The following is a 14,213-nucleotide window of genomic DNA, read 5'->3' as shown; positions in this document are numbered from 1 at the left end:
TTCGGGAGGGGCTTATAATGTTTGATTCAGTTCTAGTTATATGTGTTGGCAATATATGCCGCTCCCCAACTGGGGAGCGTTTGCTACAACGTGAGTTGCCTGAAAAAAAAATCCATTCTGCAGGCATCAGTGCGGTTGTTGGCCATGGGGCAGATAGCAGCGCGGAAGAAGTCGCAAGGTCTTATGGATTAAGTTTAGATGGGCATATAGCAAGACAGCTAACAAAAGAAATGTGCAGGGATCATGATTTATTACTTGTAATGGAAAGGAAACATATTGAGGCCGTATGCCAAATTGTTCCTGAAATGCGAGGAAAGATAATGCTCTTCGGCCATTGGGATAATCACAGAGAAATAGCCGATCCTTATAAGCAAAGTCGAGAAGCATTTGATTTTGTATATCGATCACTTGAAGCCTCATCGAAACTGTGGGCTGCGGCGTTAAAGAACTGAATTGGAATAGTTATGTCAGATAAAAAGAAATCGGCTCCGTCTTCGGATGTCTTGAGTGAGTTGGATATAACTCGATTGATGGCTACTTTGGTTGATAGTCGATGGTTAATTTGTGCAGTAACGGCCTTAATAACCATGATTGGAATTATGTACGCATTATTTTCGACGCCAATATATCGTGCAGATGCATTAGTTCAGGTTGAAAAAAATATCGGTAGCTCATTATTGAATGATATATCATCAATGTTACCGACAAATTCATCAGCTTCCGCATCTGAAATAGAACTCATTCAATCACGTATGGTTATCGGAAAGACAGTCGATGATCTGAATCTAGACATTGAAACAAACCAGGACTATTTCCCTGTATTTGGTAAAGGATTTAGCAGACTTGTTGGTAACAAACCTGCAGAGATTGCTGTTTCGCGTCTTTCTTTACCTGAGACTTGGTCTGAAAGCGACCAGGAAATAAAGGTTACTGTTATTGACGAAAATACTTATGAAGTATCTTCAGATGGCAAGGATTTATTTAAAGGAACAGTTAATAATTTTGAGTCTCACAGTGGCTTGAGCCTATTAATCAGTGGCATTAGCGCCCCAGCAGGTACGACTTTCACCATTGAGAAACACACACGCTTAGAGTCTATCAACGATATTTTGGACAGACTTACTGTTTCGGATAAAGGAAAAGAAACAGGCGTATTAGAGATATCTTTAACTGGTCAAGATCCTGTCCTTATTCGTAAAATTGTTGATGGGATTAGTCAAAATTATTTACGTCAAAATGTTGAGAGAAAATCTGAAGAGGCTGCTAAAAGCCTTGAGTTTCTTAAAGAGCAGCTACCAATTATTCGTGCCAATCTTGATAGCGCGGAAAATAAGCTTAATAGTTATCGCCAGCAGAATGATTCAGTTGATCTATCACTGGAGGCTAAGTCTGTCCTTGATACAATGGTCTCCGTTGAGTCACAGCTGAATCAATTGACATTTAGTGAAGCCGAAATATCAAAACTTTATACAAAAGAGCATCCTGCATATAAGGCTTTGTTAGAAAAAAGAAAAACACTTGAAAATGAAAAGGAAAAACTGAACAAACGAGTCAGTAGCATGCCAAAGACTCAGCAAGAGATCTTGCGATTGACACGTGATGTTCAATCAGGACAAGAGGTTTATATGCAGCTGTTGAATAAACAACAAGAGCTAAATATAAACAAAGCAAGTACTATCGGTAATGTTAGAATTGTTGATAATGCAATAACGCAACCTAAACCTGTAAAACCAAAGAAAACAATCCTTGTATTAGCTGCGATGATAGCTGGCTTCGTTCTATCATCTGGCTACGTTGTTCTTATGAGTTTGTTACACCGCGGCATTGAAAGCGCGGAGCAGCTTGAAGAAAACGGCATAAGTGTATATGCAAGTATTCCTCTTTCGGAATGGCAGGTCAGCCAGGCTACAAAAAACCTGGCTAAGATGAAGTTCTCCAAGAGCCAGGCAGGCAATGACCTGCTTGCGGTGGGCAACCCAGCTGACTTGGCAATGGAAGCCATAAGAAGCCTTCGGACAAGTTTGCATTTTGCAATGATGGAGGCAAAAAACAATGTAATAGTTATCTCCGGCGCCAGTCCTGGTATCGGTAAAACATTTGTCTGCGCCAACTTGGCTGCAACAGTGGCGTTAAGCGGATTACGCGTGCTTTTCATTGATGGTGACATGCGTAAAGGCTATTCGCATAAACTGTTTACGGACGGAAAAAATCACACCGGACTATCATCTGTGTTATCCGGTAAAGACTCCATTGAAAATGCAATTACAAAAACGAAAGTTGGCGGATTAGATTTTATGGGGAGAGGGCAAGTTCCTCCAAATCCATCTGAATTACTGATGCATAAGAATTTCGAACAGTTGATAAAAGTAGTCTCTGAAAACTACGATATTGTATTGATTGATACACCACCAATATTGGCCGTTACCGATGCGGCTATCATAGGCAAGCAAGCTGGAACATCATTAATGGTCGCCCGTTTTGATATAACGCCGCTGAAAGAGATTGAGGTGAGTATTCGTCGATTTGAGCAAAGTGGTGTGGAAATTAAAGGGGTCATCCTAAATGCTGTTCGCAAAAAAGCCTCAGGCTATTATGGCTATTATCAATATGACTACAAGTCATCGAATACATAATCTTTGTGGCTAGTAGTTTGTTAGTTGTTACCAGGTTCTGGCTCTGTTCAGAACCTGATCTTAATTCAGAGTGTGAATATGGATAATGCGCTTATTTCAGTATACATTCCCACGCATAACCGCAGTGAAATGCTTAAACGGGCAGTGTTTTCAGTTATTAAACAAACCTATAAAAATGTTGAGATAATTATTTGCGACGATGGTTCATCCGATAATACCGAGCAAGTTGTTATTGCACTACAAGAAAAATATAAAAACATCCGCTATTTAAAAAATGAGACTCCAAAAGGAGCGTGTGCGGCTCGAAATCTAGGTATATTCGAGGCTAAAGGCGAATATATCACAGGTTTGGATGACGATGATGAATTTTCTGATAATAGACTCGAAGAGTTACTTAACTTTTTTTGTTTGGCCAGTGGAAAATATGCGTTTGTTTGTAGCGGCATTGAAATGAGAGAGAGAGAGGTTACCTCATTTGGCTATACAAAACCTGGAGCAGTTAATCTGGATGACTTGCTTAGTTCAAATGTGGTAGGGAATCAAGTACTGACTAAAACGAAATATCTACAAGAGATTGGTGGGTTTGATACGACATTCCCTGCTTGGCAAGATTATGATTGTTGGGTTCGGCTCTGTAATAGGTTTGGTAGCGGGTATAGAGTAGGTAACGTAAGTTATATCATGCATATGGAGCATGAGCAGCAAAGGATTTCTACCAGTAGTAAAGTGAGAAGTGGCTATGAACGTTTTATCAGTACCCACTCAATACTGATGAGTGCAACACAGAGAAAATCCCTTTATGTCAACTTTAAACTGGGACAAAACGAAAAGTTCTCTTTTTCTGAAATAATAAAGTTTACCTCTTATAAAACACTCCCTTTAGTTTTTAAAGCGTATTTAAAAAAACGGTTATTTTTTATTAGAAAGTTGTACAATTTTGTACGGGAACAACAGCTATCAAATAGACGAAATTCTTTAGAAGAAAAGGACTGATAGTGTTAACTGAATATGAAAGTAGGACGATAAAGACGGATGCTAGTCTAATATTTTTCTTAGGATCGTTTCTTCTATGGGGAGTTGCGGCATTTTCTCCGTTATTAGGTTTCTATTGCTCATTGATCTATCTTGCTACGCAGGGATTCTCATTGAGGATTCTTCGGATTAATGTGGCTATTATAGCCATCATAAGCGGTTCATTTATTGCTGCGTCCCGTAATACGTTGATGGTACTGGGTGATGACTTTAATGTAAATTATTATGTGTATCAACTGATGCAACATGGTGAGTCAGTTTTTTATCATGACTTTTCAGGTGGGATTGAATTTATACTGCCGTTGTATTTTAAGATAATTGGTTTTGTTTTTGGTATTGAAAACCCCGTTTATATCTTTTTTGCAGTTACAGCACTTTGCTTGACGTTATTTTATATTTGGTTGGAGAAGTATGGGCTGAAAAATATAGAAGCTGATAAGAGGGCATTATGTGTTGCTGCGTCTTTGGGATTGTTTGTTCTATTTAGCACGACACAGCTAATGCGACAGATGATCTCCACCGTCTTTCTTTTATATGCTCTGTCACTTTGGTTTGAAAGAAAAAAAACGCCTTTCCTCATATTTTTTGCGCTGGCAATATTTTCTCATTTGAGTTCTGTTTTGTTATTTTTTATCATAACAACTCTAATGGGGGAAAGCCGATATAAAAAATATATGATACTAATGATAAGCGCAGGTTTTGTATCCTTATTTACAATATTCTTATCATATGTATTGGGGAGTAACTTGTTAGGGGCCGCAACCTATAAATTTAATTATTATGCATCCACAGAGTTATCAGGTTTTAATTTGGATTCATTTTTCAAGTTTCTTGTTATTATGTGGTGCGGAGCTGCCTTTTTTAGAGATAAAGCTAACGCTAAATGGAATAGTTTGCTGGTATATGGTGGCGCATTATATGTCATATTCCTTCCGCTTCCCTTAGCGTCGGATCGAATATTAATGCTGATGGTTTCTTACCTTCCTGGTTTTCTCATGTTTATTGCCTTTTATAGAGCTGCTCTAGTTTTTAAAGTAATACTTATTGCTTTTTTTACTCTGAAGATATTACTTTTGGGGCCATTGTACAGTGGAGGCTCATTAGAAGGTATGGAACTGTGGAAAAGTTATCCTTGGTTTAATAAAGAGTTTTTCTATTATCTTGTTTGACTGGTCAGGGATGGGGATTTATTTATGAAAGTAGTTATGGTTGTACAATGCATTCATAAAATTGGTGGAACAGAGAAGGCAACGATTGAATTAGCTAATCTTCTACAATCGAATGGTCATGATGTCACAATTGTTAGTCTTTATAAAAAGGTGGAGAATGCAGCTTTAGCTCTAAGTCTCGTTCAAGGAATTAATATTTGCTACGTCTTTCCCCATGTTGTCCTCTTTAAATACAATGATAAGTTTTATCGCCTGCACGATCTCTTACTAAAAAAAAATATTAGCAGATGTGTAGATTCTTTTTCACCAGATGTAGTATTCCATACCAGTATAAAAAATATAGATTTCAAGAATGATAATCATAAAAAAATATTGATGGTCCATTTTTCTCTAGAACATTATTTGACCGGAAAGGTGACTTCAACATTATTGAAGAAAAAGCACCCATTCATTGATAAAATTGTTTTTCTATCAAACAAAGATGCAGAAATGTATCACGAAAAATTCAATACCAGTAATGGAACTTATGTGCCCAATAGTACTACCGTCAAGGTAGTGGATAGGCAGGATGCGGAAAGTAATAAGAGGATCATATTTCTTGGCCGTATCGATGAGGGGCAAAAACAACTCTCCCACGCTATAGACATAATTGGTTCCCTTAAAATTCACAATCAGTTAAATGGCTGGCGGCTTGATATATATGGCAGTGGGCCTGATGAAAAAGCACTTGCTGAATTGATAGATAGCAAGAATTGCAGTGATGTGATTACTATGCACGGTTTTTCAAATGATATAGATAATGTTCTTAGAACTGCTGATATTATGATCTTGACGTCAAGATATGAAGGCTTGCCCATGTGTTTGATAGAAGCTGCTGCTAGTGGAATGCCACTAATCAGCTATGACTGTGCACCTGGTATCCGTGATATTATAATTGATGGCCATAATGGGTACATTATAGCCCAGGATGATAAAGAAGAATTTATTGAAAAATTATCACGTATTATTAATGAACCAGAACTGCAGGCTACTATGGGAAAGAATAGTAGGGACGTTGCTGAGTCTAAGTTTAGTCAATCGAGCATTAAACTGCGTTGGGATGAAATATTGGAAAACGTGGGAAAGAATTTTAAAAAATTAAGGAATTAAAGGCTGTGATATATATAAATGGACGGTTCCTTACTCAAGAGCTTACAGGTGTTCAGCGCTTTGCTGAAGAAATATCCCGTCATTTGCAGAAGATTCGTGACGATATAGTAATACTGTGTCCTCCTAACATTGACCAGTCAAGAATTGCTCAGCTCGATAACATTGAAATAATTGGTAAAAATACAGGGCATATTTGGGAGCAATATGATCTCCCTATTTATTTAAGAGGTAGAGGTGGTTCACTGTTAGTTAACCTAAGCAATACGGCTCCTGTTTTTTATAAGAATAAATTAGTAACTCACCATGACATAACTTATAAGCGATATCCGAATAGCTATTCATTAAAGTTCAGGTTGCTTTATAACTCAATTATTCCTGTTATCTTAAAAACTAGTCGAGCACTAATTACTGTTAGTGATTTCTCTAAAGGTGAAATCTGCGAAGCATATAATTACGATCCTAAGAAGACACATGTTATATATAACTCGACTAGCAAAGAGTTTGCTCCGAATATTAATTATGAAAAAACTGAGTCATACTTCTTAGCGGTGTCCTCTTCGAATTTTCACAAGAATTTTCACGGCCTTATAAAAGCCTTTGGAGAGATGCCTAATGAGCAAGGTGTTAAGTTAAAAATAATTGGCGGTTGGAATAAAAACTTTTCCAATCCTGAATTGGATTTGATAATAGAAAATGGTGATTCGAAAGGAATAGTTTTTTTAGGAAGAGTGTCTGACGAAGAACTGATTAAACTTTATTCAAATGCATTGGCATTTATATTTCCATCATTTTATGAAGGTTTTGGTATACCTCCATTAGAGGCTCAGGCTTGTGGGTGTCCTGTAGCATCATCAAATAGAGCATCGTTACCAGAGGTTTTATCTGATAGCGTTCTATATTTCTCCCCAGATGATGAGGAGGAAATAATAAATACAATGGAGTTGCTCATTGCAAATCAATCTATAAGGAGTGACTTAATTGAACGTGGTTTCAAAAATGTTAAAAGATTCTCTTGGGATAATTCAGCAGAAAAATTAAACGATTTAATTAGAAGCCTGGAGTAATCTTTATATTTATTGAGAAATCTTTCTTTGTGATTTTAAGGTGATAAGATGAATAGTGGTAAAATGAATGTAGGCGTTGTTGCTGACTGGCTCGTTACTTTTGCAGGTGCAGAAAAGGTTATTCAAGAAATTATTAATATATATCCGGCAGCTACCCTATATTCAGTTGTCGACTTTTTGTCAGATAATGCCCGTAGCAAGTTACAAGGCAAGAAAGCAAACACAACATTCATACAAAAGCTTCCAAAGGCAAAAAATGCCTATCAGAAATACCTACCTCTAATGCCTTTTGCGATTGAGCAATTAGATGTTTCTTCCCATGATGTCATTGTTTCTAGCAGTCATGCTGTTGCTAAAGGAGTACTGACTGGGCCGGATCAATTGCATATTAGTTACGTGCATTCACCGATCCGTTATGCTTGGGACTTGCAACACCAATATTTGAAAGAGGCGAATTTAGACAAAGGCATTAAAGGACATTTTGCTCGATGGATTCTACATAAAATGAGAATGTGGGACTATCGCACTGCTAACAGTGTTGACCATTTTATCGCTAACTCGAAATTTATTGCTCGAAGAATTAAGAAAGTTTACGGAAGAGACGCAGACGTAATATATCCACCAGTTGATGTTGAGCGTTTCAGTTATCAAGAAAATAAAGAGGACTTTTATTTTACGGCTTCTCGAATGGTCCCTTATAAAAGAATCGATTTGATCGTTGAAGCATTTAGTCACATGCCTGATAAAAGGCTGGTTGTGATCGGTGATGGTTCAGAGATGGCTAAAATCAAGTCAAAGGCCAAAAATAATGTAGAGATTCTCGGCTATCAATCGAACGAAGTTATGCTTGAATATATGCAGAAAGCTAAAGCATTTGTTTTTGCGGCCGAAGAGGACTTTGGTATTACTCCCGTTGAAGCACAAGCCTGTGGTACACCTGTGATCGCTTTTGGAAAAGGGGGGGCCTTAGAAACTGTGCGTCCGTTTGGTACGTCGAAATCGACAGGATTATTCTTTGCTACTCAAGAAATAGCCTCAGTTGTTGATGCGGTTTCTAGTTTTGAGAAAGTAAGCACTTCTATTCTTCCACGCGATTGTCGCGACAACGCATTACGATTTTCTGTTTCTCGTTTTCAACAGGAAATGGAACAGTATGTAAATAATAAGTGGGGAGCCTTTAGTAGATCAAAAATGATCAGTTATTGATTTAGGATTGCGATTTTATTTATATATGGTGTGTTTACTTTATAAGTAAGGTGTCATCATGAAAAAAACAGTTCATTTTTTTGCGATTGCTTCTATTTATCTGATTACAGGTTTTGGATATTCATACGCTTTTTATCCTGGTGTCGGAGTTCACCCCAATGAGTTTAAGGGGAGCGCTGAAGAACTTGTTGGTTTAATGAAGAAATATCGAATAGAGTCGTTCAGAACTGACTATCCATGGAGTAACGTAGAGATTCAGAAAGGGATACTGGCGAGTTCAAACGATACTACCGACAAAGTTATTAGTATTGCCAAGGGTAATGGAATTTCTCCACTAATTATATTAGATTATGGTAATAAAAACTATGGCGGCGGAAAACCTCTCTCATCATCGGAGATTGAGGCCTTTGTAAACTATGCTGCATGGACTGCGAGACATTTTAGAGAGAAGGCTGATATTTTTGAAGTTTGGAATGAGTGGTCTCATCGTAGTGGTCAATCTCAAGATGCGGCGAATAATGCTTCAGCTGAGGCTTATTTTCAACTTGTTAAAGCAACATCACTTGCTGTAAAAAAAGAAAATCCGAAGGCAATTGTTATTGCTGGCGGTTTCAATCCTCTGGATAATACAGATAAAAATTGGGGCATAATGCTCGTAAAACTAGGCATACTTGACTATGTCGACGGAATTTCTCTGCATCCTTATTCTTACCAGAATAGAACTGTTGCAGATCCGATGTTTAATCTTAAACGAATTGATCTTTATCAAGACGAATTGATTAAAATTACAGGAAAAAAGGTTCCGTTCTATATTACAGAAGTTGGCTATCCTGCATACGATGGTGGAGCAAATCTGTCTGATGAAGAGGTTGCCAGGTATGCCTACGAATATATGACATTGGCCAGTAAAATGGATTATGTGGCAGGTGTTTGGTGGTATGACTTTATTGATGATGGTGTTGATAAGAAAAATAGAGAGTATAATTTTGGTATCTTAAAAAATGATCTTTCTGAGAAGTTGGTAACTAAAGAATTTAGTGGTGCGCTGAAAAAAATTACAAAAGATGCTAATAGATAAAATGTAACGTTTTAATCTTTATCACGCTTAGTAAAAGGTCAAATTTGATTTTCAAATTTGGCCTTTTTTATTGTAAAATTTAAACCACCTCTTAAGGTGGTGGTGATTGAGCCTGTGAGACTCTATCCTGAAGGAAGCCCATACCGGAATATTCTAGCTTACGCACCACAAGTAAGAATGGAATCATCAGTATGGGGCTGTATAGGATTTCATCACATGTGTTCTGGGGTTGCAAATACCAGCTATCTGGAAGCTGAAATATCGATTTCAAATTCTCCGCGACAAGGTGGGCAAAGAGCTCTACCGAACAATTTATATCCTCTGCAACATGAAGGGCTGTGAAGCTCTTGAGCTAAATATTCAGCTAGATCATGTGCATCTGGTCGTGATAGTCCCACCGAATTTATTGATTTCAAAGTTTATTAGATTCCTGAAAGGACGAAGTGTAATCCGGCTTTACAATCGTTTCCCACATATACGAAAGAAGCTGTGGGGCACTCATTTTTTGCTGGGGAATACTTTTTCGATACGGTAGAGGTAATTGAATAAATTATCAGGCGATTCGTCAAGCATTAGAATAAGAAGGGCCAAGAGAACGAACGGCAGGTGGAGTTGTTGCAGGCTTAAGTCAAACACTGCCCCTGGGTGGGGGGCATTTTATAAAGCTACCTCCTCAGGCGGTGGTCTTTTACTGGGGTAAATGTAATGGAAGCTGTCTTTTATCTCGTCTTAGCTTGAGTTATTTCCATATTGTAGATTCATTTTAATAGTAACGCGGCATCAGTAATGAGTTTATGGCTGTGTTACCATGTTTATTATTCGCTTTTCACGTTGAGTATGGCAGTGGGAAACGATTCGGTTGATTGTGGCTATAGGTTTCTTGCTCTTAATCGCGAACTCAGTTTTGAATTATATTGACGTTGAATCTATGTTTTTTATTCTTATCATGCTAAGAATGCTGTTGTATTTCAAATTTGTGAGCTAGTGCCTAAATATTAATATCAAAACTGGACGTTTTTATGTGGTTAGAGTAATCTTTTAAAATGTTGCTTCCCCCAATACTATACTTCACTATGCCGATAGTGGTTTAGTTGTTTTATGAGGGTGTATGTTGAAAGGTAGGAAAGTCGCAGTTATTTTTACAGCATCAATCCTCGGGGGCCATGAAGTGATGGCTGTTTCTCATCTAAGACGATATGTTAAAAAAGATGTGAGGGTGACGTGTTATATTCCATTGGGGAATAATAAGCTGGCTGAATTATTGATGGCTTCTTCCATTTGTTATGAGTTTCATGATGTTCGTCATAATAACATGGAGATAATTCATTCTTTTTTTAACCCAACTCATATTTTTCGTGCTGCTTGCTTTCTTATCTCAATAAGAGACGAATTTGATTTTATTTTTATAATTCAGGGTGATATAGAGTTTGGCTCTGTTTTTATCAATGTAGGAAAGATTCTGGGAATGAAAAACACTATTAGTTATCTTCCCTATACTCATAGTTTTAAAAAAATGGAAAGCTGGGCCCCTTCTATTAAAGATTTCCTTGCCAGGTTTGTATATAGAAATTGTGACTGTTTCTTCACCATTTGTGAGGCGACAGCTAAAGGTATCATTGCCAGAAATAAAAATGCTTCTGTCAGGGTTATTAATAATTTTGTTGCCAAGCCACGACGTTCTGAAATAAGAGGTATTGGATATGAATTTTCTCCTTCGAACAAGGCATTAAAAATTATCATGGCAGGAAGGGTTCTTTTCCGTCAAAAAGGACAGGATATATTGATCAATGCATTGAAATATATAGACTTTCCTGTTGAGTTGCAAGTTTTCGGTGACGGTCCAGACCTTAAGCGGCTCAGAGAACTCGCTGCTAACCTCTCTCCTAATATTGAGGTCATTTTCTTGGGGTGGAAAAATAATGTTTGGGAGAACTCGAGAGATATAGATTTCACTGTTGTTCCATCCAGATATGAAGGTGTTCCATTAATAATGCTTGAATCTTTGGCGAGAAACATACCAGTTATTTCTCCGGCTAGAGATGGGATGATTAATTATTTAACATCCGAGTCGCTTTATAATACTGGTAGCGCGGATTTTGAGTCGCGAGAATTAAGTAAGAAAATTTCGGACTTTTTCTTTGAAAGAGAAGGTAAAAAATGAGTGGGTGGATTGTACCTTTTGTTTTTTTCAGACATGAGAAACTCGCCCTATTCTCTAGGATATGATATGAGCGAATGAGGGAGGTGAAGGGTGTGAGCAATAGGCGAATAATGCTAATCAATTCTTTTGCTTTATATAGCCGAACGTTGATATTGATGTTTGTAACTTTGTACACTTCCCGTATGGCGCTAAACACTCTTGGCATCTCTGATTTTGGACTTTATAGTCTGGTTAGTGGTGTCACATTTCTTTTTTCTTTTATTCAAAATGTCTTTTCACTGTCTACGCAAAGGTTTCTTACAATCGAGATAGCAAGAAAAAGTGAGCTATTAGAGAAAAGATTTGGCAGTATTGTTATGATGTATTTAATTATTTGCATTGTTATTCTTCTTGTTGCGGAAACTTTTGGGCTGTGGTTTGTTTTATCGCAAGTTAAGTCTGCAAGAGTAAGTGCTGATGATGTTTTTTTACTATATCAATTAACAATAGCAACTCTACTTTTTCAAGTTTTACAGACCCCTTTCATGGGATATTTACTTGCATCTGAAAAAATGTCTGTCTTTGCTAAAGCTGGAATATTTGATGCCTTTCAACGTTGGTTGATGGTTTTTGTTTTTACATCTTTCCACTTTCAAAACAAGATTGTCTCGTATGCTTTACTTGTTTTCCTTGGTTATGCTTTTGTTTCTTTATTGTATGTTTATCTATGCTCAAGATATGTTTCTTTCCATAAAGTATTTTTTTCAATTGGGATTGATGGTCTCTTTTTTAAAGAGATTATCTTGTTCTCTCGTTGGCCATTATTAGGTGCATTTAGCATTATAGCGGTATCCCAATCAATTGCTCTCTTAGCTTATTATTTTGTAGGTTTGATCGCTAATGCAGCAGTCTGGTTGGCTGAGCAGGTTCTGAATGCTTTTAATCGAATAACTGGTGCTTTACAAATGGCATTTACGCCAAAAATAATTAAAAGTGGTTCTTTAGGTAATACCGAAGAGATGAGTGATGTTATCTTATTGTCTTGTAAATTGACTGCTTTTGTTACTATTTTATCAGGCGTCCCAATGTTTGTGTTCGCTAATTTTGTGAGCGCCATTTGGCTTGGGGATATACCTGATTATCTTCCCAATCTTATCAGGGTTGTTATCGTTTATATGTTTGTTGATTCATTGTCAAATCCCTTTGTCACTGCTATATATGCCAATGGTGAGTTGAAAAGATATCAATTGGTTATATCTTTAGTTATGGGAATATCCGTTCTGTTGATGATGGGTTTATTTTTTTTGAACTGCTCAATCTATTTTGTTTTTTTGATAAGGATCTTGTGTGCGTTAATTCTGTTCGTGTTGAGGGTTTTGTGGACGCAAAGAATTTTTTCTCTTTATAGTTTAAATGCTTTCCTGCTCATAGTTTTTCCTAAGTTTGTGGCTATAGCAACAATTTCTGTTTTTACCTGTCTTTACATGAGTCGTTTGTTTGACGATGGTTATTTTTCTTTATTGATAGTTTCTCTTTGTAACTTGCTTATTGTTACCGTGATGTTCTTTTTTATCATATTTGATACTGGTGATAGAGCATCATTTTTCAAGTTGCTTAGGAAGATGAATATAGCTAGATGAGGTTATAATGGCTGCGTATGGATTTCTGACGTACGAGAGTGATATCTACCGTAAAAGAGGGTGGATTAATTTAGGCGACTATGTGCAAACTATTGCAGCTAGACAGTTTTTGCCTTCATGTGATATCCCAATACCACGGGATAGCTTAAGCAACTATCGCGGTGAGCCCGTGAAGATGATAATGAATGCCTGGTATATGGACTCGCCAGAAAATTTCCCTCCATCCTGCAGTATTTCTCCACTTTATACGTCTGTTCATATCAATGCATTAGTTGCTGATAAGATCTTCTCTGCTAAAGTCATCTCTCATTTTAAACAACATGCTCCCATTGGATGCAGGGATTTTTATACGGTAGAATTGCTCAAGAAGCATGGGATTTCTGCATATTACTCGGGGTGTATGACTCTTACCTTGGGCGATACATATAAGCGTGACTCTTGCTCTGGTGATATCTATTTTGTTGATGTGATGTATGATGCGTTGACACCTTTTGAATTGGTGCGACAACCTCTACGTTTGGCGAAAAGGATTCTTAACGGCCGTGTTTTGGAGTTTTTTCATAAGGATAAAGTTCTTAATAAATGCTTTAGCAGGGATCTATTAAATGATGCCAGTATATTGACTCAAATAGTTCCTTATGTCTCTTATGAAGAGGGTATTGAAATGGCTCATAACTTTCTTCTAAAACTTTCTTCGGCTAAGCTGGTTGTTACTTCACGTATTCACACCGCGCTGCCTTGTCTGGCAATGGGGACGCCTGTTATTTTCATTAATGGCGGATTTAAGAATAAAATAGACAACTGCCGTTTTGATGGCCTGCTTGATTTTTTCAATAGAATTGACGTTGATAGTCGAGGGAGGGGGGTGAAAAATTTTGGTTCATCAAATGTTAAAATAAATAATAACACGATGATTATTAATGGTACCAAGCACCTTAACTATTCATTTTCTCTTGCCATGGATTGCAAGGCATTTATTGGGTAGCTTGATTCTCGCATTCTATGAATTTTTTTTGAAACTGCTTTTTCAGAGGTCTGAGTATGGTTGTGTTGTGATTTTATACGTGATTATTAATCTGTATATAAATTCTATGTAGTGTAA

11 protein-coding genes and 1 pseudogene are annotated in these 14,213 nt (G+C 37.2%); all 12 read left to right on the top strand.

Annotated features, from left to right (window positions below; translation table 11 throughout):
• The first annotated feature begins 17 nt into the window (after positions 1-17).
• The 12 genes and pseudogenes from AC6BYQ_RS05105 (at position 18) to AC6BYQ_RS05050 (ending at position 14,096) form a co-directional block, all read left to right on the top strand.
• Positions 18-452 carry an arsenate reductase/protein-tyrosine-phosphatase family protein gene (locus AC6BYQ_RS05105; RefSeq protein ID WP_498056416.1) on the top strand — a complete coding sequence of 145 codons (435 nt, stop codon included), beginning with the start codon at positions 18-20 and terminating at the stop codon, positions 450-452.
• A 12-nt stretch (positions 453-464) separates the two neighbouring features.
• The gene (gene wzc, locus AC6BYQ_RS05100; RefSeq protein ID WP_498056415.1) at positions 465-2,633 is read left to right on the top strand and encodes a tyrosine-protein kinase Wzc; all 2,169 of its coding nucleotides are present in this window, start codon (positions 465-467) and stop codon (positions 2,631-2,633) included.
• A 78-nt stretch (positions 2,634-2,711) separates the two neighbouring features.
• The gene (locus AC6BYQ_RS05095) at positions 2,712-3,626 is read left to right on the top strand and encodes a glycosyltransferase (RefSeq protein ID WP_498056414.1); all 915 of its coding nucleotides are present in this window, start codon (positions 2,712-2,714) and stop codon (positions 3,624-3,626) included.
• 2 nt (positions 3,627-3,628) lie between these two features.
• On the top strand, positions 3,629-4,834 hold the full coding sequence (locus tag AC6BYQ_RS05090; RefSeq protein WP_498056413.1) for an EpsG family protein: 1,206 nt from the start codon (positions 3,629-3,631) through the stop codon (positions 4,832-4,834).
• Between the two features lie 24 nt (positions 4,835-4,858).
• Positions 4,859-5,983, top strand: a complete 1,125-nt coding sequence (locus AC6BYQ_RS05085; protein WP_498056412.1) for a glycosyltransferase — start codon at positions 4,859-4,861, stop codon at positions 5,981-5,983.
• A gap of 5 nt (positions 5,984-5,988) precedes the next feature.
• Positions 5,989-7,047 carry a glycosyltransferase family 4 protein gene (locus AC6BYQ_RS05080; protein WP_498056411.1) on the top strand — a complete coding sequence of 353 codons (1,059 nt, stop codon included), beginning with the start codon at positions 5,989-5,991 and terminating at the stop codon, positions 7,045-7,047.
• 48 nt (positions 7,048-7,095) lie between these two features.
• The gene (locus tag AC6BYQ_RS05075) at positions 7,096-8,253 is read left to right on the top strand and encodes a glycosyltransferase family 4 protein (RefSeq protein ID WP_498056410.1); all 1,158 of its coding nucleotides are present in this window, start codon (positions 7,096-7,098) and stop codon (positions 8,251-8,253) included.
• A 58-nt stretch (positions 8,254-8,311) separates the two neighbouring features.
• Positions 8,312-9,331, top strand: a complete 1,020-nt coding sequence (locus tag AC6BYQ_RS05070; protein WP_498056409.1) for a hypothetical protein — start codon at positions 8,312-8,314, stop codon at positions 9,329-9,331.
• Between the two features lie 191 nt (positions 9,332-9,522).
• Positions 9,523-9,907 (top strand): annotated as a pseudogene (gene tnpA, locus AC6BYQ_RS05065) (IS200/IS605 family transposase).
• A 532-nt stretch (positions 9,908-10,439) separates the two neighbouring features.
• Complete coding sequence (locus AC6BYQ_RS05060; RefSeq protein ID WP_498056408.1) at positions 10,440-11,492, top strand: glycosyltransferase; 1,053 nt, start codon at positions 10,440-10,442, stop codon at positions 11,490-11,492.
• A 155-nt stretch (positions 11,493-11,647) separates the two neighbouring features.
• Positions 11,648-13,111 (top strand): MATE family efflux transporter, encoded by a 1,464-nt coding sequence (locus AC6BYQ_RS05055; RefSeq protein ID WP_498056407.1) that lies wholly within the window; start codon positions 11,648-11,650, stop codon positions 13,109-13,111.
• 7 nt (positions 13,112-13,118) lie between these two features.
• Positions 13,119-14,096 (top strand): polysaccharide pyruvyl transferase family protein, encoded by a 978-nt coding sequence (locus AC6BYQ_RS05050; RefSeq protein ID WP_498056406.1) that lies wholly within the window; start codon positions 13,119-13,121, stop codon positions 14,094-14,096.
• Positions 14,097-14,213 lie beyond the last annotated feature (117 nt).

This window comes from Serratia sp. LTN-2 (assembly GCF_059740205.1).
This window is presented reverse-complemented; position numbering and strand designations above follow the sequence as displayed.

Bases quoted from the DNA above. Each gene is read 5' to 3' on its own strand.
- AC6BYQ_RS05105 (WP_498056416.1), top strand. From the start codon at position 18: ATGTTTGATTCAGTTCTAGTTATATGTGTTGGCAATATATGCCGCTCC.
- wzc (WP_498056415.1), top strand. From the start codon at position 465: ATGTCAGATAAAAAGAAATCGGCTCCGTCTTCGGATGTCTTGAGTGAG.
- AC6BYQ_RS05095 (WP_498056414.1), top strand. From the start codon at position 2,712: ATGGATAATGCGCTTATTTCAGTATACATTCCCACGCATAACCGCAGT.
- AC6BYQ_RS05085 (WP_498056412.1), top strand. From the start codon at position 4,859: ATGAAAGTAGTTATGGTTGTACAATGCATTCATAAAATTGGTGGAACA.
- AC6BYQ_RS05075 (WP_498056410.1), top strand. From the start codon at position 7,096: ATGAATAGTGGTAAAATGAATGTAGGCGTTGTTGCTGACTGGCTCGTT.
- AC6BYQ_RS05070 (WP_498056409.1), top strand. From the start codon at position 8,312: ATGAAAAAAACAGTTCATTTTTTTGCGATTGCTTCTATTTATCTGATT.
- AC6BYQ_RS05060 (WP_498056408.1), top strand. From the start codon at position 10,440: ATGTTGAAAGGTAGGAAAGTCGCAGTTATTTTTACAGCATCAATCCTC.
- AC6BYQ_RS05055 (WP_498056407.1), top strand. From the start codon at position 11,648: ATGTTTGTAACTTTGTACACTTCCCGTATGGCGCTAAACACTCTTGGC.
- AC6BYQ_RS05050 (WP_498056406.1), top strand. From the start codon at position 13,119: ATGGCTGCGTATGGATTTCTGACGTACGAGAGTGATATCTACCGTAAA.